This is a genomic window from Nitrospina gracilis Nb-211, from assembly GCF_021845525.1.
In the GTDB taxonomy this organism is placed as follows: domain Bacteria; phylum Nitrospinota; class Nitrospinia; order Nitrospinales; family Nitrospinaceae; genus Nitrospina; species Nitrospina gracilis_A.
The window spans coordinates 676,534-697,269 of record NZ_JAKJKD010000001.1 but is presented as its reverse complement, the minus strand read 5'-3'; the positions used below and the strand labels follow the sequence as shown (position 1 = coordinate 697,269).

Annotated in this window: 17 protein-coding genes and 1 tRNA gene; 9 read left to right on the top strand and 9 right to left on the bottom strand. The window is 60.6% G+C overall.

The window, feature by feature from the left end:
* Positions 1-3: 3 nt before the first annotated feature.
* Entirely contained in the window at positions 4-729 is a 726-nt protein-coding gene (locus J2S31_RS03260) for a phosphatase PAP2 family protein (RefSeq protein ID WP_237097629.1), read from the bottom strand.
* A 74-nt stretch (positions 730-803) separates the two neighbouring features.
* Positions 804-879, bottom strand: a tRNA-Phe gene (locus J2S31_RS03255).
* Positions 880-1,029: 150 nt separating this feature from the next.
* Between J2S31_RS03255 and csrA the strand changes: the two genes are divergently transcribed.
* Together csrA and fliW are read left to right on the top strand one after the other, a co-directional pair.
* Complete coding sequence (gene csrA / locus J2S31_RS03250; protein ID WP_237097628.1) at positions 1,030-1,266, top strand: carbon storage regulator CsrA; 237 nt, start codon at positions 1,030-1,032, stop codon at positions 1,264-1,266.
* Entirely contained in the window at positions 1,263-1,709 is a 447-nt protein-coding gene (gene fliW, locus J2S31_RS03245; RefSeq protein ID WP_237097627.1) for a flagellar assembly protein FliW, read from the top strand. The genes csrA and fliW overlap by 4 nt, the downstream gene beginning before the upstream one ends.
* An 8-nt stretch (positions 1,710-1,717) precedes the next feature.
* Here fliW and J2S31_RS03240 read toward each other — a convergent pair whose 3' ends face one another.
* The 4 genes from J2S31_RS03240 to J2S31_RS03225 form a co-directional block, all read right to left on the bottom strand.
* Complete coding sequence (locus tag J2S31_RS03240) at positions 1,718-3,073, bottom strand: hypothetical protein (RefSeq protein ID WP_237097626.1); 1,356 nt, start codon at positions 3,071-3,073, stop codon at positions 1,718-1,720.
* Positions 3,074-3,184: 111 nt separating this feature from the next.
* Positions 3,185-5,887, bottom strand: a complete 2,703-nt coding sequence (locus J2S31_RS03235; protein WP_237097625.1) for an ATP-binding protein — start codon at positions 5,885-5,887, stop codon at positions 3,185-3,187.
* A gap of 19 nt (positions 5,888-5,906) precedes the next feature.
* Entirely contained in the window at positions 5,907-7,160 is a 1,254-nt protein-coding gene (locus J2S31_RS03230) for a metallophosphoesterase family protein (RefSeq protein ID WP_237097624.1), read from the bottom strand.
* A 94-nt stretch (positions 7,161-7,254) separates the two neighbouring features.
* A complete protein-coding gene (locus J2S31_RS03225) occupies positions 7,255-7,548 on the bottom strand; it encodes a J domain-containing protein (RefSeq protein ID WP_237097623.1) in 294 nt (97 codons plus the stop codon).
* Between the two features lie 158 nt (positions 7,549-7,706).
* Between J2S31_RS03225 and J2S31_RS03220 the strand changes: the two genes are divergently transcribed.
* A complete protein-coding gene (locus tag J2S31_RS03220) occupies positions 7,707-8,984 on the top strand; it encodes an aldo/keto reductase (protein ID WP_237097622.1) in 1,278 nt (425 codons plus the stop codon).
* A 36-nt stretch (positions 8,985-9,020) separates the two neighbouring features.
* On the opposite strand, the gene J2S31_RS03215 is transcribed toward J2S31_RS03220, so the two are convergent.
* Positions 9,021-12,239: a fused MFS/spermidine synthase gene (locus J2S31_RS03215; RefSeq protein WP_237097621.1), complete on the bottom strand. Its 3,219-nt coding sequence runs from the start codon at positions 12,237-12,239 to the stop codon at positions 9,021-9,023.
* A 130-nt stretch (positions 12,240-12,369) separates the two neighbouring features.
* Between J2S31_RS03215 and J2S31_RS03210 the strand changes: the two genes are divergently transcribed.
* Both J2S31_RS03210 and J2S31_RS14570 read left to right on the top strand, forming a co-directional pair.
* Positions 12,370-13,221: a PCP reductase family protein gene (locus J2S31_RS03210; RefSeq protein ID WP_237097620.1), complete on the top strand. Its 852-nt coding sequence runs from the start codon at positions 12,370-12,372 to the stop codon at positions 13,219-13,221.
* A 79-nt stretch (positions 13,222-13,300) separates the two neighbouring features.
* Positions 13,301-13,435 (top strand): hypothetical protein, encoded by a 135-nt coding sequence (locus tag J2S31_RS14570; RefSeq protein WP_272908541.1) that lies wholly within the window; start codon positions 13,301-13,303, stop codon positions 13,433-13,435.
* Positions 13,436-13,500: 65 nt separating this feature from the next.
* On the opposite strand, the gene J2S31_RS03205 is transcribed toward J2S31_RS14570, so the two are convergent.
* Together J2S31_RS03205 and J2S31_RS03200 are read right to left on the bottom strand one after the other, a co-directional pair.
* Positions 13,501-14,403, bottom strand: coding sequence for a diacylglycerol/lipid kinase family protein (locus tag J2S31_RS03205; protein WP_237097619.1), 903 nt, complete (start codon positions 14,401-14,403; stop codon positions 13,501-13,503).
* Between the two features lie 55 nt (positions 14,404-14,458).
* Positions 14,459-15,208, bottom strand: a complete 750-nt coding sequence (locus J2S31_RS03200) for a Nif3-like dinuclear metal center hexameric protein (protein WP_237097618.1) — start codon at positions 15,206-15,208, stop codon at positions 14,459-14,461.
* 93 nt (positions 15,209-15,301) lie between these two features.
* Here J2S31_RS03200 and J2S31_RS03195 point away from each other — a divergent pair, with 93 nt between their 5' ends.
* From J2S31_RS03195 to J2S31_RS03180, 4 genes are all read left to right on the top strand, one after another.
* Positions 15,302-16,261: an ABC transporter permease gene (locus J2S31_RS03195; protein ID WP_237097617.1), complete on the top strand. Its 960-nt coding sequence runs from the start codon at positions 15,302-15,304 to the stop codon at positions 16,259-16,261.
* A gap of 7 nt (positions 16,262-16,268) precedes the next feature.
* Positions 16,269-17,249, top strand: a complete 981-nt coding sequence (locus J2S31_RS03190; RefSeq protein WP_237097616.1) for an ABC transporter permease — start codon at positions 16,269-16,271, stop codon at positions 17,247-17,249.
* 13 nt (positions 17,250-17,262) lie between these two features.
* The gene (locus tag J2S31_RS03185) at positions 17,263-19,221 is read left to right on the top strand and encodes an ABC-F family ATP-binding cassette domain-containing protein (RefSeq protein WP_237097615.1); all 1,959 of its coding nucleotides are present in this window, start codon (positions 17,263-17,265) and stop codon (positions 19,219-19,221) included.
* Between the two features lie 396 nt (positions 19,222-19,617).
* Positions 19,618-20,688, top strand: a complete 1,071-nt coding sequence (locus tag J2S31_RS03180; protein ID WP_237097614.1) for a response regulator — start codon at positions 19,618-19,620, stop codon at positions 20,686-20,688.
* The last annotated feature ends 48 nt before the right edge of the window (positions 20,689-20,736 follow it).

The window sequence follows — 20,736 nt, the reverse complement described above, 5'->3', positions numbered from 1 at the left end:
GGGTCAGGCCGCGCCCCGGGCCTGAGGGAAATCGCGGGATTGCAGCAGAATGCGGTAGCACAACAGCGCCACCAGCCAGCAGACCAGCGCGGACCAGAAATTGTGCGACAGGAAATGGGCCCCCTGCACCATCCGGCCTATGCCCATGGCAAAGCCATACACCAGGCCGAAGGCCAAAGCCGCATGCGCCCACCTCGGTCGGCTCCGCCACCATATGAAATAAAAACCCATCAGTGCGAATCCGCCGGAGGCGTGGCCCGCAGGCCAGCAACGGCCGCGCCGCATTCCTTCCGGAGCCCATTCAAACAGGCGAACGTAAGGAAACGTGCCGCCATACATTTGGAGATCGTACGGGCAGTGCATATTGGTAGCCGCTTTCAGACCCGCCACGGCTGCGGGCCCCAGACCGAGGCAGAGCCCGAGAAAAAGAAACACCCGCCAGTGCCTGCGGAACTGTGGAAGCTTCAAGGAAAGCAACAGACACACCCCCACAACGACGCCCACCGCCACGATCACGTATTTCACCCAGCGGTGCATGAATACCTTAAAAAACCAAACGTGACGCAGGGGGAACTGCCCGGTGGCGGAATCGAAAAACCAGTTCTCCACCGTCAGATCGAGATGGGTGAATTCGAACACCACAAACAGGAAAAGCGCCAGAAGGAACGGCACTCCCGCATGCACCCGGTAAAACGAACCCAGGCTGGGGAAACGGTCCTGTTGTTTCATCGCAGAAGGTGCGGCATGAGCTGACCCGCAGGCCGGAATTATTTGTATGCGTCGGATGGGTGTTGCAAGACGAATGGTGCCGAGGGACGGAATCGAACCGCCGACACGAGGATTTTCAGTCCTCTGCTCTACCGACTGAGCTACCTCGGCCCACTGTGACTGCTGGATCAAGAATCAGGGAAAGTAGCACAATCGCCCTACCCTGTCAATTGAATCGCCGCCCATCTTTTCCCGGACCGCTCCGGGTTCATCTGCTATAATCCCCGAAGCGGGTCCCGGTCACCAACTAGAGGAGTCGGCATGCTGGTTTTGACGCGAAAAGTCGGGGAAAGCATCCTGATCAACGACGATATCCGGGTGACGGTGATCGAAATCAAGGGCAAAACCATCCGGATCGGCATCGAGGCCTCCCCCGATACCAAGGTGTACCGCGAGGAAGTGTTCGCCCGCATCAAGGAGGAAAACCAGTCCGCCGCCTCGCCCGAGTTCGACCCCGCCGCCATTCACCAAATCCTGCAGGACAATCTCAAGCCATGAAATACGCGTCCACACGGCTGGGCGAATTCGAGGTTGCGCCCGCATCCGTCCTCACATTCACGCAGGGGCTGTCCGGCTTCGAACTGGAAACGGAATACGCGGTGCTCCCTTTCGATTCCAAAACGGAAAGTCCGCTCCACTGGCTTCATTCGCTGACCAACCCCGGACTCGCGTTTGTGGTGACCAACCCGTTCCTCTTCGTCCCCGATTACAAAGTGGACCTCACCGCCGCCGACAGGAAGGAAATCGCCTTGGGCACCAACGACACGCTGGCGGTGCTCGTCATCGTACGCATTCCGCAGGATTACCGGCAGATGACCGCCAACCTGATGGCGCCGGTGGTCATCAACGAAGCGCGGCGGCTGTGCAAGCAGGTGGTCCTCACCCATCCCGATTACGACACCCGGCATTATCTCCTGCCGGAATCCGTGCGCAAAAGCTAGAAAAGACGTCAGCGAACAGGGGCAGGGGCGCCCTTACCAAATTGCAAAAGGTGAGCTTCGAACTCCGGGTACCCGGCGCGCGCATCGACGTAAATGTAATGCGCCCGCGAACTCGAGTTCAATGCAAAGTTGAGGCGGGACAGCTGGGTGCCGTCCACGAACATGACATCCGTGGCGGTTCCCGCCGGACGGAAGTCCGGGTGCGCACGCACGAAATCGATGAAATACTCAAATCCCCGCACGCACAGGGAGGAAGCGAGGTCCACCAGGTCGCACACCGCGCGCAGGCCGGTGGCGTTGTTCTTGGTGAGCGACTCCAGCTTCTCCGCACGCGTCACGGCCTTTTCGATTTCTTTTTTCGTCGGCTTGGCGGAAAACACCTGCGCGATCTCTTCCGGCGCCAGGTCGTAACGGAACATCACGTTATAATCACTTTGGATGCGCGTATTGTACCGCGTCACGCGCACGCGGCCCCAGGTTTTCGATTGCAGTGCCTCGCTCTCGGCGGCTTTATGGAAATTTTCCGCGCCCTGGATGCACTCCTCAGCCGACAGCGTCACGTCGCAGTAAAACGTCGGCAACTGCAAAGCCTTGAACGTTCCGCCGAACCGCTCCTGAATGGTTTCGTATGCCTTCTTCTGAATCTCCCACTCGTTCCACGTGGTGTCTTCGCGCAATTTCCGGGTCATTTTCTCCACGTCCGCATCGTAACGGAGCGGCAGGATTTCCGGGTTTTCCTTCGCCGTGTCGGAGTCGGTGATCGTCACCTCCGCCCACATCTTGCGGCGTAGCGCGGGGTCGGGTTCCACTTTCGCCAGCGTTTCGTATCCCTGCAGACACTGGTCGTTGGTGATGGTCAACGAGCAGTACAGTTCGCGGATGAACAACTTGCCGTGGATGGTGGATTTCACGGCAGTGATCTTTTCCAGAAACGCCTGCTGTTCCTCCGGCGACAACCGCTCGCGAAGCACGCGCGCCACTTCCCCGGGTTCCGCATCCCACGGGATCAGAATCGTATGGAAGCCGCCGGTGCGCAGAAACCGCGTGCTGATGGCCACGCGCTTGAGATCCGCGTCCGGGACTTCCTTCAATGCGGCGGTGAGGGTGAGGACACCGTGCAGGCAATCACGGATGCGCTGAACTTCTTCTTCCCTGCCGCCGATCTTCTCCAGAAACGGGAAGCATTCCAGGTTCGCAATTCCATAGGTATTCTCCAGAAACCGCTTTTGCAGAACAAGCTGGTTGAAATCATTTTCCTCCGCTTGCACCGCTGGTGTCGCAACGAAAAACAGAAGGCCCAGCAAAGCCATCGCCGTCATGCAGGTTCTTTTGCGCATTGTGCGGGAATGTCGAACTGGCTTCATGCGGATGCCTCCGAAAAAGGAAAAGGGGAAGATACTCCCCGATTGTACCACCCTTGTTCACGGCAAAACCACAACGGGAAGCATTCAGGAGCGCCAGGCAACGGGCCCCATTCAAGGAGTGGACAAGACCACCTCATGCGCGCCATGGCGGCGGCACAATTCCCGCGAGGCGTTGTGGCAGGACAACACGACCACCTGCCGGTCCTGCGCGAACTGGGCCAGCACCTCCACGAAGCGGTCGCGACGCGCGTCGTCGAAGTTCACCCACACGTCGTCCATCAGCACCGGCAGGGGTTCCGACTCCTTTTCATATTCCTGGATGAGCGCGAGGCGGAGCGCCAGGTACAACTGCTCGCGCGTGCCGCGACTCAAGTGCGCCACGGGTTTGAAATCTCCGGACGCGGTCTGCACGTCCACCACGTCCGCTTCCATCTGGTAGCGTACCGCCTCGTACACGCCGCCGGTGATGCGCCGGAACCAGTCGGATGCGGCGCGATAGACGGCGGGCTGGTGTGTTTCCTGATATGTTTTAAGGGATCGGTCCAACATGGAAAGGGCGAGCGTCGCCACCGCCCAGTCGCGCCCGGCGCGCTCCAGCCTCTGCTTCAACATCTCCACCTGCGACTGCGCGTCGAACAGCACATCGCTGTTCGCCAGCCGCTCCTGCTCCTGTTGACAGCGGCCGAGCTTTTGATCGATCTCCTGCATCTGTTTTTGCAGTGTTTCCACCCGCTCCCGCGCGGTGGCGCATTCGGTATCCAGCCGCGTCGGCTCGGTGCTCCGCAATTCCTCTACGACCGCATCGAACGCTTCGCCCACCCCCATGCGCGACTGGATGTCGCGGCGGGCGCGTTCGGACTGTTGCTTCAGATCGCAGGCCCGCTTCCACGACGTCACCTGGTCCTGGAATCCCTCTTCATCCTTCGTCCCCGCTTCCAGGATGATCCGGTCCAGCTTCTGGCGCTGGGCCTCCACCGCCGGTTTCAACTGTTCCAGCCCCTGTGCCTGCTCGGACAGCGCCTTCTCCAGATTCCGGCGTTCCTCCTGCTTTTGGCGCTGGTCTTCATAGCGTTCCGCCACACGTTCCATATTCACCAGCAGGTCGTTGTTCAATTCCAACCCGGGCGCCGCCGACGCCACACGCTCCACCCGCGACCGCGCCGCCCGCAAATCGGCTTCCATTTTTTCGATACGGCCAGACAGATCGTCCCGCTCGCGCAATAAATCCCGGGTGCGCTCCATGCGCCTCATCACCTCGTCGAACTCATCCACGTCGAGGCCGGAATGGAAGCCGCGTTCCGCAAGCCATTTCTGCCAGCTTTCAACAAGATGGTTCCGCGCCGCTTTGGCCTGTTGCGCCTCCTCGCGGTAATGCTGTTCCAAAGGGTCCTCCTGAGTGCCGGATCTCGATCGGGTGCGAACCCACCACGCGGCGGCCCCGGCCAGAACCACACCCAAAACGGCAAACACGATGCCCCCCGCAAACCCCGCCATCCACGCGGCCACGCCGCCCGCCACGCTCAGCCCCGCGAACAACAGCAGGACCATCATCGCCCCCGGAGGCAATACCGACCGCACCGCTTCGCGGGCGCGGTATTCCCGGTGCGAGTCCAGCCGGGCCTGCGCTTTGGAAATGTTCTCCGCGGCGGATTCCAGGTCGGCGCGGTGTTTGCGCACGCGGCCCTTCAATTCGTCGACCTTCTGGAATTCCCGCAAGCGCGATTCGTCCCACCCTTCGCCGATGCGTTGCAGGTTTTGCAGGATCACCCCGCTCTTTTCCCCGTGTTGCCGGCGGAGGGTGTCGATGTCCTTCATAATGTCGCGCACGGACTGGTGGGACTGGTTGATCTGTTTCACTTCCGCTTCCAACTGCAACAGAGCCGTGTTGACCTCGATGCCGTCACGCACTTTTTGCAACCGCTCCACTTCCTGACGCCGGTCGTCAAATTGCTTCTTTAAGGCGGCCCACTCCCGTTTCAGGTTGTGAAACTCCTCCACCACCGATTCACTCAACTCGGGCACGCCGTGCAGGGCCTCCAATGCGTTCCCGGCGTCCACCCAATCCACGAAGCGGGGATACACCTCCGCCAAAGCGGCCAGCCGTTGCACACGGTGGCTGGCCTCGGCAAGCGGTGCCTTGAGCGCCGCGCGTTGCTGGGTGAGCGATTCGATCTCCTCGTGCAGGCGGTCGAACTGCACAAGGTCCTTCTGCATTTCCTGGATTTCTTTTTCCCGGTTTTTGATTTCTGTGGTGAGAGCGTTGAGGGTCTGCGTTTTGCCGCGCACCTTGAACAATTCTTCACGACGGTCACTGAGTGACTTTCGGATCCCGGACAAAGACACCGCGCCCAACCCCAGCCCGGCACCGACGATGCGTTGCTTCACCTCATCGTCCTTCACGAAATCCAGTTGCTGCAATTCCTCGATGGTGAAGGCATACACGTTTTTATACAACGCGGCAGGAATGTATCCCAAAAACGGGTTGAGACTCTGCTGGTTCTCCACCGTGCGCAACGGCGTGGCAACACGGACCTGCGTTTTCTGTTTGCTTTGGACACTGCGCTGAATCGTCACCATCTCGTTGCCTGCCGATTCACACTCCAGCGATCCTTCCTGCTTGCCGCCATCCTCCGGCGCATAGTGATCGGCGAACATCGCGCCCTCGCCGAACAGCACCCAGCGCACGAACTGGAGGAGCGTCGTCTTGCCCGCTTCGTTTTCTCCGTACAGCAGGTTGAGACCGGGACGCAATCCGGCGACGGACTTGTCTTTGAAGACCCCGAATCGTTTGATGTGCAATGCGCGCAGTTGCATGATTTATTCCACGTCTCCGTCAATCTTCATCCACCACCAGGTGATCGAGCGTCAGATCGCGCGCCTGTGCGATCCACTCTTTAAGCATACCGGCATCCGGCGCGGGCAGGCGGCCGCCGTGGCCGCCGAACACCGGCTCCAACACCTGTTGCCATGCGTCGAGATCGTCTCCATCCAGAGCGCTGTCGTAGTGGGAAATAATATCGGCAATGAAATCCTTGCCCTGCCGCAGCGCATCGAGATCGTAATAACCGGTGGTTCGCGACTCCAACTCCATCCACACCTTCTGCGTGCCGCCTTCAAACTCCGTCAACACGGGTTCACGCAGTTCCGCCAGTTTCTTCACCTCCTGCAATTCCCGGTGCATGGCCGTGCGGCCGGTGAGTGTCCATTCCACCACAAGGTCGCGTCCATCCAGCGCGGCCAACCGGTTTCGGCAGGCCTCCTGCACCGCCGCGATCACGGCGTTCCATGTGTCGCAATCGGTCACATCGATTTCCTCGCGCACGTAACGCACCGCATCCACCGCATGAAACACGATGTCCGGCGCCCTGTCCTTTTCCAGCGTCACGAGATAACACCCCTTCTCGCCGCCCTCGCGGAAAAAACGCGCCTGCGGGTTGCCGCTGTACACCACCGCCGGGTGCCGGTCGCGCAGAACCTGCGGCGCGTGAATGTGGCCCAATGCCCAGTAATCGACCGCCACGCCGCACAGGTCCTCAACCTTGCACGGCGCGTAGTTGGCATGATCGCTGTTGCCGCCGACGTTGGCGTGCAGGACGGCAACCGACACCACGGCGGAGTCGATTTCCGAAAACAACGGCGCCAGGTTGTCGCGCACTTCCTTTTTGGGATAACTGATGCCGTAAATTTTGGCCAGAGTGTGTCCGTTTTTCTCAACAGGAACCGCATCCACGCGGGCGCCGGAAAACACGTGCACGCCTTGCGGCCATTCGAGGGTGTGCGACCAGGAGTTCAACGGATCGTGGTTGCCATGCGCAATGAATGCGGGAATGCCCGCCGCGCTCAGCCGTTTCAGTTGATCGCAGAAGCGGAACTGCGCCTGCAAACTCTTGTCCTCGCCGTCGAACACGTCGCCCGCGATGACCACGGCATCGACTTTCTCGTTCAACGCCAGGGTGACGATGTTGGCGAAGGCTTCGGAGGTGGCGTTGCGCAGGCAGGCGCGCATGGCATCATCGACGCCGTCCAGCTTCTTGAACGGGCTGTCGATGTGGAGATCCGAGCAATGAATGAAACGGAAGGCAGACACGGCACCGCCTGTTAGCGTGAGAGGATTTTGATGCACGGCCAGTGGATAAGCCCGATTTATTATAGACCGCAACCGTGGGAGGACCCAACCGGATTCAGAACAGCTCGTCCTGCAGGCCGCGGTAGGCCTCGTTGATGCGTTGCGTCATGCGGGCGGCCTCCTGCTGGGCGTCGTCGTCCTCGGAGATCAGGTCTTTGTGGTACTTCGCCAGCAGTTGTTTCCAGGCACGGCGGCAGATGGCGAGACCGGAGCCTTCCGGCACGCCCAGCGTCGCGTACCATTCCCGGATCAGCGCCTGTTTCGCTTCGGGCGTGAGTTCCGTCGTTTCCGGCGGCGCCTCCTCCGGCGGTTCGTTTTTCTTCATCCAGTCGAACAGCTTGTCGAACATCGGCCTGTTCCCATCACGGGAGGATATCCCCCGCATTCAGTTAATGTAAAGATTCTGCCAAGCCGCGGGCAAAATCCGGCGCAGGATTGACTCCCGGCCCGTTCTTTTTTAGCATGAAACCGGCTGTATGCTGAACCCCCAATCTCCGGAACCCGACCATGCCCGACACCGCCACCACCCAGACCGGCATCATGGACACGACGGCCCTGCCGCCGATGGAGTACCGCCGCTTCGGGCGGACGAACGAGTCGATTTCCGTACTCACGCTGGGCGGCATGCGCTTCGAGCAGGGCTGGGACGCACCGCGCGACTACCTGCCGAAAGCGGCGCTCGACAACTGCATCGACACCACCCGCCGTGCGCTGGCCTGCGGCATCAACCACATTGAAACCGCCCACGGCTACGTGAAAAGCGAACACCTGTACGGCGCGGCCTTAAAAGAGCTCGGCACGCCGCGCTCGGCGTACAAGATGATGACCAAGGGCGCGCCCATGACCGCCGACGACACCCGGCGGCTGGTGGAGGACCAACTCAAAGCGTTGCGGTTGGATTACGTCGATTTCTACGGCTGGCACGGCATCAACAATCAGGAACGGCTGGATGCGGCGGTGCAGTCCGGGGGGCCCGTCGAAACCCTGCACCGCCTGCGCGAGGAAGGGCTGGTGCGGCACATCGGTTTTTCCACGCACGCGCCGCTGGATATCATCCTCGCCGCCATGCGCACCGGCCTGTTCGACTTCGTCAATCTGCACTACTATTATTTCTTCCAGCGCAACCGTGAAGCCATCCGGCTGGCGGGCGAACTCGACATGGGCGTGCTCATCATCTCGCCCAACGACAAGGGCGGGCAGTTGTGGAATCCATCGCCCAAGCTGACGTCCCTGTGCTCGCCGCTGACGCCGGTGCAGTTCAACGGGCGCTTTTGCCTGAGTCATCCGGAAATCACCACGCTGACCATGGGCTTTCACGCACCGGAACACTTTCCGCAGAACCTGGCGATTTTGAACGGCGGCAATTACTTCACGCCGGAAGACGAACCGGTGAGAGAGAAGATGGACGCCCAGACGGCGCGCATTCCCGACTACTGCACGGTGTGCAACGAATGCCTGCCCTGCCCGGAGAACATCAACATCCCGGAGGTCCTGCGGTTCCGCAACATGCTCGAAGGCTACGGCATGCGCTCGTTCGGCAAGTACCGCTACAACATGTTGCAGAGCAAGGGACACTGGTTTCCCGGCGAGTTCGCCAACCGGTGCACGGAGTGCGGCGACTGCCTGCCGCGCTGTCCGGAAGAACTGAATATCCCCAAACTGCTGTTCCAGACTCACGCGCGGCTGTACAGTCCGTTACGCATCTGGAAGGGCCGCATCACCAACTGGCTTGAGGTCGCATGGCTGGGCGTGCGCAACCGCCTGCGCGGTCTTTCCCCGCGTTGAGAAGCACCGCCGCTTCAAATCCGCTGCAAGAAGCCATCACGCGGCGGGAACGGCTTCTCCCTTTTTCTTTTGGCACCGGTCCAGCCACCTCTGCGCGTTCTGGTAGGTGTCGTCCACGGCAAGGATTTTTTCGAGGAAGGGGATGGCCTTTTCACAATTGAGAATTTTGATATACATCTCCGCCATCAGATACATGTACTGCAGATCGTCCGGGTCCACATTTCCGTAACGAAAACCGGTAGCAATGACCTCGCGCGGCTGGCCGAGGCCGCGGTAGCTGAACATCTGGCTTTGCAGGGCTTCGCGGTTGAGACTGTCCTTCGCCAGCACGCGCGACGAGTACTCGAGCGACTTCAGGTGTTCGCCGCGCACGTTGTAAAATTTGGCGGCGGCGTTGAGGAGCAGGAGGTCACCGGGATTCTCCTCCAGCTTCTGCAGAAGATCAATCAGCCCGACCTGTTGCATGACGTTCCGCATCTCGCCGGGGTTCTTCCGCACCGCGTCCTTGAGCACCGCCTCCGCCTGCTTCAGGCGCCCCAGTTCCATCAGGTCATACCCCGTGTACAACGCGGCGAAGGGGTTTTCCGGCTGGCGTTTCTGCACCATGTTCAAAAACTCGAGGCTCTTTTCGTACTGGCCAAGCTGGTAAAACGAATGACCGAGGTTGAGCAGAGCTTCGAGATTTTTCGGATCGGCTTCCACCTGCTCGAGCAGTTCCTGAATCTGCGGCTCACCCGCCTGTAGGTGGTAACGCAGGAGGCTGTCGTCGCTGGCCAAGCGCATGGCTTCCAGCAACATCTCGCGGTTGGCGTACATGACGCCGCGCTGGTAGAGATCCATCACCCGGTACTGACTGCGGAATGCCGCTTCATCGTCGGCGTCCGCGTTCTTCACGCGCTGCCAGAAGGCGCCGGCATCCACGCGGTTGAACACGATGCGCTCCAGTCCCGGCATGCCGACGACGTTGCCGTAGTCGAGGTAGAACTCGATGCGCGGCCGGTTGTCGGTGATGAGCGGCTGGCCTTCGGCCAGCGCGTGCAGTTGCTCTTCCAGAAACCAGATGTTGGCGAGAAAGGAGTGCACGTCCGGAATGTGGATGGCCTCCATCGCCTGTTTGATGCGCGGCTCGGCAAAACGCGTTTTCAGTTTGGCGAGGTCGATGTCGATCGGCTGATCGGATCCGATCAAAAGCATTTCGTTGGCGACGGACATCCACGCCTGTGCATGCGGGAACACGGACAGGAACGTTTTGAAGTGCATGTCCACCTCAAGCGCGCTCTGGCTGTGGAGCGGCACCCACTGGGCGACGATGCCGCCGGGCTTGAGCACGCGCAGTGCCTGCTCGTAAAAATCGCGCGTGTACAGATTCACCGTGAACGCCGTCCGCGGCGGCGGCGGCTCGCCGGTGATCACGTCGTACTTCTTGCCGGTGGTGAGCAGGAAATTGCGTCCGTCCTGGATAACGATGTTCACCTTGTCGTTGTTCACCACGTCGTGGTTTTCCTTGGCGAACGCCGGAGCGGCGTTGATGACGCTGGATGAAAGCTCGATGCTGTCCACCGACTTGACTCTTGGATGAATCCCCGCCGCCCCCGTCGTCTGCCCCGTGCCGAAACAGATGACCAGCACGTTGTCCGGGGTGTCGGACAAAAGAATCGGCACGTGCGCGAACAGTTTCATGTAGCGCGTGGCGATGACGTTCGACGCGGACATGGAGATGCCGTTGGTGATGAGGCGCTTGGCGTCGGGATCGAGGATGCCGTAGCTGTCCTCGAACACGGCGACGGTGTCGGTCAACCCTTCTTCAAAATACAAAAGGCTTTTCACGTCGCGCTGGCCGACGCTGTCACGCATGAAGAAGGGATTGAGCAGGTCGCCAGGCATGGCGAGGGTGAACACGAGGATCACCGCCACGATGGCGGGCGTGCCGGCCTTGCGCACTTTAAGGGGCGCGCTTCCGGTGCGGAACAGCAGGGCCACCACGAACAGGTTCAGCGTCGCCACCGCCACCAGGCTCTGCTCCGTGCCGATGAGCGGCAACAACACGAATCCCGCCACCAGCGAGCCGAAGATCGCACCCACCGTGTTGGCGGCATAGACGCGTCCCGTGCCCCCACCCACGTGCGCGTGGTCGCCGGAGGCGAGCTTGATCAAGATCGGCAGGCTCATGCCGAGGAACGTCGTCGGCACCAGCATCAGCGCCGACGAGTCTTTCAGATACCGCCAGAAGGTGGTGAAGGGCTGGTCGAGGTCGTAGCTGTTCCACGGCGTCGACAACAACGCTTCCATATTGAACAGCGTGAACGTCACGTACCCCGCAATGCCCGCCTGCAGAACCATCAGCACGTTGCGCAAGTCGCGGCATTTGGCGATGACGGGAACGGCGAGCACGCTACCCAGGCAGATGCCGAGCAGGAACACAGCGAGCATGATGCTGAACGAATACACCGTGCTGGCGATGCTGAAGACCAGGAGACGCGTCCACAACACCTCATAAGCGAGCGCCGTGAGGCCGCTGATGAACGCCACCGCCATCCACAGCTTTTGCGACGCATCGGCTTCAAAACGCGGCCAGGTGGGTTTCGGCAGGCGCGGGATGATTTTGGCGCCGGGGTTTTCTTCCTGGTAGATACGGATGCAACCGATGCCGATGATCAGGTTCGCCGCCGCCGCAAGCAGGGCCGTCTGCACGACGCCGAACAGCGAAATGAAAATGAAGCCGGTGAGCAGGCAGCCCGCCGACGCTCCCAGCGTGTTGAGCGCATACAAATACCCGACCTGCGTGCCGAGGCGCGCGTCGTCGGTGACGTAATACTTGCTGATGATGGGGAGCGTCGCGCCCATGAACGTCGTCGGCACGAACATCAACAGGAACGCCAGCAGAGCCTTGATCGCCGCGAACAATGCGGGCGAGTCCGGCACAAACTGGTGGAACCACGCGTAGAACACGTGGAACTTGTAGAAAATGAGGGTGAGGAGCGCCGCCGAGGCGAAGATCAGGATCTCGATGAAGGCATAGACGACCAGAGGCGGGTGCCGGTCCTCTTCCACCGCACGGTCGATGACGTGGCCCCACACGTAACTGCCGAAACCCAGCCCGGCCATGAATGCCGCCAGCACCACCGAAACGGAGTACACCGTGTGGCCGAACACCAGGGTCAGCATCCGGGTCCAGATGATTTCATATACCAGGGCCGTGATCCCCGAAACGAAGAAAAAGCCGTAAACCATTGGGGAACGGTGGATTGAACTCATGCGCGCGGGGCCTTCCTGATCGTTGACATTGTAAAAGGGGTGAAGTAGTGTAAAATCAGTCCGTTTCCGACTGAGACCTTAAATCAAAAATGCGCTTTATTTCAAGCCCGCATTTTGGGAAAATACCGTCATGCAAGAAGATTACACAGCCCACGAAAAAGAAATCGAGGCCTCCGACCGCATCAACCACCCGTACGCCGACGAAAACGGCGTGGAGTGGACGGTTGAAGCCTGGGAGCGGGTCAAGCACGCGCCGGAGTTCGTGCGTCCCGGCATCCGCAAGCTGATGGTCCAGCGGGCCGTCAAGAGAAACTACAAATATATCACGTCCGATTTCCTCACCGAAATCCGCAACGAGTCGATGATGCTGGTCTCCAAGCGCGTCCGGCAGTTCGGCTTCGAGGAATTGTCGATGGGCGCGTTCGACGTCGCCAAACAGAAGATGGCTGAGAGCCCGCGCAAGGTGGAAGTGATCGAGGAGATTCAGGACTTCCTCGCGCTCCGTACCGAAAAGAAAGAAGACATCGTCGACAAGTTCAAGAACTACATGGAGTCCGCGCCGACCAGCGGCATGCCGTGGACGCAGGACGCCATGGAAAAGATGGAAAAGGTGCCTCCGTTCGTGCTGGGCATGGCGAAGCAGACCATCGAGGCGCGCGCCCGCCAGCGCGGCGACAAGATGGTGACGCCGGACATCATCGACGAAGTGTTCACCAACGTCATGCCCGCCTCCGCCAAGGAAGCGATGGGCATGGAAGTGACCGAGGAAGACAAACAGCGCGACGTCGATTACGCCAATCAGCAGGACGACGAGCCGAATTTCGGCATGCAATGGGAGGACGCGGCGAAGGCCAAGGTCATGCGCATCCCCATCCCGTTCATCCGCGAAATGGCGATCCAGCGCATCGAACAGGAAGTCTCCAAGGAAGGCGCGGAGCGCGTCACTATGGAGCTGTTCGAGAAACACCGCTTCTCGTTTTAATCACGAGCCGGCGGCAGACCCCGGAGGGAGCGGCACACGGGAATACGCCCACCCTCCAGTAATTTGAAAGGAGCGCGTCATGACGTTCGCAAACGTGGATGGATTGCTGGTACTGGGAATGATGGTGTTTGGTTTCAGCCTGTGGCTGTTCTCGAAAGGCGCACCCACACCGCAGCGCATCCAGCGCGACGACCGGCGCTCGCGCCGCCGCTGACCGCCGCACTCTTACCGCACACAACAAAACCGGAAGTTCCCTTTGGGGCTTCCGGTTTTTTTATTTTACTGAACGGGATAAATCAGATTCAACGTATCGGCGCCGACACTGAGATCCACGGGCAGGGTGCCCGCCTCGTCGCCGTCCACTTGAACGGGCTCGCCGTCCGGACCCGTCACCCGCAGGCGGTCTGTTTCCACCACGTGGATTCCTGTATCGATCCCGAACCGCCGCCCCAGCATGGCCACCGCCACTTCGGCCAGGCGGCCCCACGGCGTGCGGCTTTGGAACAGCAGCACCTCCAGGCGCGGCACCGCTAAATCCGCTCCCGGCGCCACGCGGTAGGGCCCTCCATAATGCACCGCCTTGCAGGCCAGCACCCAGCGGCAGGTATGACGGGCGCCGTCGATCTCCACCTCCAGCACGGCGGGGTCCCATTTAAAAACTTCTTTCAATGCCGACCAGGCGTAGGCGCCGGGGCCGAACAGTTTCTTTAAATGACGCGACACCCCCGCCACGGCGCGGGCATCGAGTCCACATCCCGCCATCAACAGGAAACTCCGGCCGTTCATCTTCGCCGGATAAATTCTGCGCGCCTCACCGAACGCCAACGTGCGCGCGATGTGTTCGGGGGTGGACTTCAACCCGATTTCCGTGGCCAGCACGTTGACCGTGCCGACGGGCAGGATGCCCAGCGGAACGGTGGTGTTGATCAGACCATTGGCGGCTTCATTGAAGGTGCCGTCGCCGCCCGCGGCCACCACGGCATCGAATCCACCAGCCTCCGCCGCCTTCTGCGCCAGCCCGATGGCGTCGCCGGCCGCCTGCGTCTTCCACACTTCCACCTCAACACCCAGCCTGGCGAGTTCGTCGAGCGTTCCTGAAAAACGCGTTCCCGCGCGCCCGGCCTTGGGATTGCACACCACGGCAAGCCGTTTGCGGGGAGGGGTCGAAGGAGGCCTGCTCATGACAGGGATCCACTCGCAAAAAGAAAATGACGGGATGCGGCGTCGGGGACGGGGATCACAGTCCGGTCGGGTAATCGAGGAAGGTGGTTTCGAGGTCGAACTGTTCTTCGAGGTGACGGCCCACGGCCATCACACCGCCGGTCTCGGTGGCGTAGTGCCCGGCGAATATCAAAACACAGCCGTTCTCCACCGCATCGTGAAACTGGTAGGCATCTCCTTCGCCGGTGATGAAGCAGTCGAGCCCTTCGCGGATGGCCTCGCCCAAAAGTTTCCCGGCGCCGCCGGTGACGAGTCCCACGGAACGGATCACCCCGTCGCCGATGACGCGCACGTTCGTTTGCAGCGCTTCGGACAACATCCCGCCCAGTTCGTGCCCCGTCTTCGGCGCAACGGTGCCACGCAGGCCGATATACTGTCCATCGTTGAGGGCGAACTCCTGCAAATTGTCGAGGCCGATGACATCCGCCAACTGCCGGTTGTTGCCCAGCACCGGATGCACGTCCAACGGGATGTGTGCCGAGTAGAGGCCGAGGTTGGCTTCCACCATGCGCGCGAGTTTTTTGTAATGCGCGCCGCGTACCGGTTGCAGCCCGCCCCAGAACAGGCCGTGGTGCACGAACATCATGTCGCACTCGGCGTCGATGGCCATGTCGATGGTGGCCTGGCAGGCATCGACGGCCAGCCCCACTTTTTTGATGTCGCCTTTGTTTTCGACCTGCAATCCGTTGACCGCGCGGGAGGCATCCTTGATATTATGGATGTCGAGCAGTTGGTCGAGGTAATGGCTGATCTGTATAATGTCCATGCCCCAAAGTATAACAGAAGAGTTAGCCCGGGGAAAAAAGAGGAAATAGAGAGTGAGTTTTCGATTGCCCCTCAACCCATCGCCCATGCCGTCATGACCGCATTCATCATCCGCAATATCGGCCAGCGCATCATCCTGCTGGTGTTCATCTCGCTCATCGCGCACACCATCGTGCACCTGGCGCCCGGCGAGCCGAGCCTGGTCGATCCCGCCAACCCGCGCATGAAGGCGGAAGACATCCAGCGCATCCGCGACGCATTCCACCTGGACGATCCTCTGCACGTGCAATACTTCTACTGGATGCGCGACCTGTTCACCGGGCAGTTGAAATCGTTCAAGGACAACCAGCCGGTGCTGGCGAAAATCTGGGACCGCTTTCTGAACTCCCTGCCGCTGTTCATCGTCGCCACGCTCATCACCTGGAGCGTCGCGTTTCCCATGGGCATCAAGGCGGCGATCCACCGCAACTCGATGTTCGACCGCTCGACCACGTTTCTCTCGTATGCGTTGATCTCGATCCCCGGCTTCTTCCTCGCCTACATCCTCATCATCTTCGTGGCGCAGAATCTGAATGTGTCGGTGATCGGCAGGCAGACTTTCGGCTTCGAGGACGCAGGCGCGCTGTTTCAGTCGATGGACTATGTCTGGCACCTCACCCTGCCCTCGTTGATGACGGCCATCACCGGGCTGGCGGTGCTGTCGCGTTATGTACGCTCGCAGATGCTGGAGGTGATCAACCAGGACTACATCCGCACCGCCCGCGCCAAGGGACTGGACGAGGACACGGTCATTTACCGCCACGGCCTGCGCAACGCGTTACTGCCGTTCATCACCATGTTCGGCCTGTTGATCCCCGGGCTGATCGGCGGGTCGGTGATCTTCGAAACCATTTTCGCCTGGCCCGGCATGGGACGGCTGGGTTACGAAGCCATCCTGGCGCGGGATTTTCCGGTGATCCTGACGCTCAACTTCATCGCCGCGGTGCTGACGCTCATCGGCACGCTGGTGTCGGACATCCTGTACGCGGTGGCCGACCCGCGCATCAAATTCTGAGGACGCCATGAACGAAGCCGCAACGCCAACAGCCGAAACCCTCGCCGCCGAAGGCATGGTGCCGGAGGAAACCCCGTTTCAGGAACGCTGGCGCATTTTCAGCCGGAACAAGATGGCGCTGGCGTCGATGTGGTTCCTCGCCTTCCTGCTCGTCGTCGCCATCGGCGGCAAACTGCTCACCATGCACCACGAGCGGTTCGATCCCACCACCGTGCGCCTGGTGGAAAAATTCAAACCACCGTTGACACCCTACAATACCGAGTTGGTCAAGGAAGCCGAGCGGCCCCTCATGGGCATCTACCTGCTGGGCACGGACGAGTTGGGGCGCGATGTGTTCGCGCGCATGCTGGAGGGCACGTTCGTTTCGCTCACCGTCGGTTTCGTCGCCGTTGGCATTTCCGTCACCGTCGGCATTTTCCTCGGCGGGCTGGCGGGATTTTACGGCCGCGTGCGGCTGGGATTCATCACCGTGGACACGCTCATCATGCGGTTCGTGGATATCATGCTGTGCTTTCCTACGTTCTTCCTCATCCTCACCGTGGTGGCGCTGTTGCCACCCAGCATCTACAACATCATGATCGTCATCGGCCTCACCGGCTGGATGGGCACAGCCCGCCTGGTGCGTGCGGAGTTCCTTGCGTTGCGCGAACAGGACTACGTCCTCGCCGCCAAAAGCCAGGCGATCCCGGAAATGCGCATCATCTTTCAGCACATCGTGCCAAACGCCATCGCCCCGGTGCTGGTATCGGCGACCATCGGCGTGGCCACGGCGATCCTCACCGAGTCGGCTTTGAGCTTCCTTGGCTTCGGCGTACAGCCTCCGGACGCGACGTGGGGCAACATCCTGTCCGACGGCCGGGCGTTCATCTTCGATGCGCCATGGTTGACTTTCATCCCCGGTTTCACCATTCTGTTCGTGGTGCTCGCGTTCAACCTGTTTGGCGAAGGACTGCGCGAAGCCTACAATCCCAAGCTCCGCCAGCGGTGATTTCTTTCAATCCATGATCCAACTTCAAAACCTCAAAAAGCAGTATGGACCGAAGGTGCTGTTCGACGGCGTCGGGTTCCACCTGAAGCCCGGCGAGCGCGTCGGCCTCGTCGGTGAAAACGGCATGGGCAAAACAACCCTGTTTCGCGTCATCGTCGGACACGAGGACGTCGATGCCGGACGCGTGCATATCCGCAAGGGTGCGCGCGTCGCCATGCTGTCGCAGGAGCTGGAGACCGTGCCGCAGACGGTGCTCGAACGCGTGGTGGAAGGCGATGCGCGCTTCGCCGAGGTGCAGAAGGAAATGGAACGCCTGCACAACGACACGGCGTTCCATGACAGCAACCCGGAGGAATGGAGCCGGCGTTACGGCGATCTGCAACACGAGTTCGAACGCCACGGCGGCTACGAACGCGAATCGCGGGCACAGTCGATTTTATCCGGGCTCGGTTTCAGGGCCGATCAGGTTCACAAACCGCTGGAGACGTTTTCAGGCGGCTGGCGCATGCGTGCGGAACTGGCGCGCCTGCTGTTGCAAAGCCCGGACGTGCTTCTGCTGGACGAACCGACCAACCACCTCGACCTGCAATCGGTGGTGTGGCTGGAATCGTTTCTGAAAACGTACGAAGGCAGTCTGCTTCTCATCTCCCACGACCGGCGGTTTCTGAACGCGCTGGCGGGACGCATTGCGGAACTCGACCGCGGCAAACTGACGGTGTACACGGGCAACTACGACGATTACGAGCGGCAGAAGGCCGAGCGCATCGCCCAACTCGAAGCCGAAGCCGCCAACCAGCAGAGGCGCGTCGCCGAGATCGAACGTTTTGTCGAGCGCTTCCGCGCCAAGAACACGAAAGCGACGCAGGTGCAAAGCCGCATCAAGCAACTGGAAAAGATGGAGAAGGTGGAGACGCACCGCGGCACCAAGACCATCCACTTCCGCTTTCCGCAACCGGGAAGGACGGGCCGCATCGTGGCGCGCCTGGAGAACGTGGACAAGGCATATGGACCCGTCACCGTGTACCGCGACTTTTCCATCCAGATCGAGCGCGGCATGAAGATCGCGCTGGTCGGACCCAACGGCGCCGGCAAATCGACCCTGCTCAAACTGCTGGCGGCGCAGGTGGAAGCCGATGCGGGAACCATCGAGCTCGGCCATAACGTGACGCGCGCCTACTACGCCCAACACCACGTCGAGATACTCAATCCGCAACATACCGTTCTTCAGTCTTTGGACGAATCCGCACCGCAGTTGACCCTGACCGCGCAGAGGAACATCCTGGGCGCGTTCCTATTTTCCGGCGACGACGTGGACAAGAAAGTCGGCGTGCTCTCCGGCGGCGAGCGCTCACGCCTGTCGCTGGCGCGCATGCTGGCCGCGCCCGCACCGTTCCTCCTGCTCGACGAGCCGACCAACCACCTTGACATCCGCTCGTGCGAGATCCTGGCGGCGGCGCTGGCCGACTTCGACGGCACGGTGGTGACCATCTCGCACGACCGCTACTTCCTCGACGGGCTCATCAACCGCGTGTGGGAGGTGGACGGCGGCCAGTTGAAGGAATACCTCGGCAACTTCAGCCACTACGAGTGGATGAAAAGGAAAGAGGAAGAACGCGCGGCGGAGGCGGAGTCGAAGTCCGCCGCATCCGAAAAAACCACGCCCGCCCGCCGGGACAAGGAACAGAAACGCAAGGAAGCCGAGGAACGCAACCGGCGCTACCGCCGGTTGAAGCCGCTCAAGGAACGCGCCGAGGCGCTGGAGAAAAAACTCGAACTGGTGATGGGCGAAAAAGCGGAACTGGAGGAACGGCTGGCTGATTCCGACATCTACCAGGAGCGCAACAAGGACACGCTGATGCAGTCCCTCGCCCGGCAGAAGGAATTGACCGCCGAGGAAAACACCCTGCTCACCGAATGGGACCGGGTCCACTACGAGATCGAAGCCCTGTCGGACAACGCCCCCGCCTCCTGAGCGCCGGCGCCGCCCCACCCAACCCCTTTCTCCTGCCGGGCCTACGCTCGGCCCACGTCGCTCCAACCCGCCGCCACGCCGGGCTGGGCGCGGTGACTCATCTTTTCTGTCTGCAAGGCTCGCGTCCGCGCAAAACCGATTGCGAAGGTGCGCTCTTCCTTTATACTGGAACAAAAAAACAGAACATCGACGGCTACCGCTGACTCCGGTAAATTCAATCGTTGTCGAGGCTACAGTTTTTCCGGAAACCGCCGATACGGTTATAGTTTCCAACTCCTTATGCTATACTTCTGGTATCGAATCAGTGCATTTTGCGGCGGGAACCCGGGCTCCTGCGCCCACGATACCCGGAGGTCCGCGGGTTTTTGTTGAATCCTTGGTTCAAAGGTTGCAGACATGAAACTCAAAATCCTCGTCGCCGACGACAGCATCAGCATCCAGAAACTGGTGGCCATGGCCTTCTACAACGAAGACATGGAAGTCGAGGGCATCAGCGACGGCATCAAGGCGTTCAACTACCTCTCCGACTTCAAGCCCGATCTCGTCATGGCCGATATCTATCTGCCCGGCATGAACGGCTTCGAACTGTCCAAAAAAATCAAGAACAGCGACGAGTTCCAGAACATCCACGTTCTGCTTTTGACCAGCGACTTTGAAGAGCTCGACGAGATCATGTACGCCGACTCGGAAGCCGACGGCCACATCTCCAAACCGTTCAAGACCGACGAAATCATCCGTATCGTGAAGCGATTGCTGGGGAGCGAGACCGCGACGGAACCGGCTGTTGCCGAAGCGGATGCAGAGGAGTATGAGATCGAAGGCTTCGATCCCGAAACCGCCGTTGAAGTGGAAGCGGAAGACGAAATCGAAATCGAGGCCGTGGACGACGAGGAAGGCGGAAACGGCCCGAAATGGATTGAGCTTTCACCCGAAGACCTGGCACCGCCGTCCCCTGCCGCCGAAGAAGAACCGGAGACGGCTGCGGAATCCATGGAGCCCGATTCCCAGGCCCCTGCTCTGGCAAAGGAACGGGAGCAACGTCACGCCGTGTTTCAGGAATCGCTGGACGAGTTGGACCAGTTTTTCCGCCAATTGACCGAATCCGCCACGCCCAGCGCGCAGGACGAAGAGCCGGCATCCCCTCAACCGCAGTTGGAAACCCGTTCGCATCCGGACCTGATCCAGGAAGCGCTGGCAATGATGGGCGACGAGCCGCCTTCCTCCAACGGCGGCAATGCCACCACCGCAACGAAAACGGAGCCTGTTCCCGTGCCCAGGCTGAACGGCGACCCCCTGCGGGACATCGTGCACCAGCACATCCGCTCCACCCTGGGGGCGGAGATGGCCGGCCTCTCCGGCACCATTCGCGATACGGTGCGGCAGGTGGTGGAAGAAGTCGCTCCCGCCATCATCCGCGAAGTGATCCAGGAAGAAATCGGGCGCATCCGGAAATCGGAAATCCTCTGATTCAGAACCCTCATGATTGAAAACCCGGTTCCATCCCGCCGTCCGGCG

Bases quoted from the DNA above. Each gene is read 5' to 3' on its own strand.
- J2S31_RS03260 (WP_237097629.1), bottom strand. From the start codon at position 729: ATGAAACAACAGGACCGTTTCCCCAGCCTGGGTTCGTTTTACCGGGTG.
- csrA (WP_237097628.1), top strand. From the start codon at position 1,030: ATGCTGGTTTTGACGCGAAAAGTCGGGGAAAGCATCCTGATCAACGAC.
- fliW (WP_237097627.1), top strand. From the start codon at position 1,263: ATGAAATACGCGTCCACACGGCTGGGCGAATTCGAGGTTGCGCCCGCA.
- J2S31_RS03240 (WP_237097626.1), bottom strand. From the start codon at position 3,073: ATGAAGCCAGTTCGACATTCCCGCACAATGCGCAAAAGAACCTGCATG.
- J2S31_RS03235 (WP_237097625.1), bottom strand. From the start codon at position 5,887: ATGCAACTGCGCGCATTGCACATCAAACGATTCGGGGTCTTCAAAGAC.
- J2S31_RS03225 (WP_237097623.1), bottom strand. From the start codon at position 7,548: ATGTTCGACAAGCTGTTCGACTGGATGAAGAAAAACGAACCGCCGGAG.
- J2S31_RS03220 (WP_237097622.1), top strand. From the start codon at position 7,707: ATGCCCGACACCGCCACCACCCAGACCGGCATCATGGACACGACGGCC.
- J2S31_RS03215 (WP_237097621.1), bottom strand. From the start codon at position 12,239: ATGAGTTCAATCCACCGTTCCCCAATGGTTTACGGCTTTTTCTTCGTT.
- J2S31_RS03210 (WP_237097620.1), top strand. From the start codon at position 12,370: ATGCAAGAAGATTACACAGCCCACGAAAAAGAAATCGAGGCCTCCGAC.
- J2S31_RS14570 (WP_272908541.1), top strand. From the start codon at position 13,301: ATGACGTTCGCAAACGTGGATGGATTGCTGGTACTGGGAATGATGGTG.
- J2S31_RS03205 (WP_237097619.1), bottom strand. From the start codon at position 14,403: ATGAGCAGGCCTCCTTCGACCCCTCCCCGCAAACGGCTTGCCGTGGTG.
- J2S31_RS03200 (WP_237097618.1), bottom strand. From the start codon at position 15,208: ATGGACATTATACAGATCAGCCATTACCTCGACCAACTGCTCGACATC.
- J2S31_RS03195 (WP_237097617.1), top strand. From the start codon at position 15,302: ATGACCGCATTCATCATCCGCAATATCGGCCAGCGCATCATCCTGCTG.
- J2S31_RS03190 (WP_237097616.1), top strand. From the start codon at position 16,269: ATGAACGAAGCCGCAACGCCAACAGCCGAAACCCTCGCCGCCGAAGGC.
- J2S31_RS03185 (WP_237097615.1), top strand. From the start codon at position 17,263: ATGATCCAACTTCAAAACCTCAAAAAGCAGTATGGACCGAAGGTGCTG.
- J2S31_RS03180 (WP_237097614.1), top strand. From the start codon at position 19,618: ATGAAACTCAAAATCCTCGTCGCCGACGACAGCATCAGCATCCAGAAA.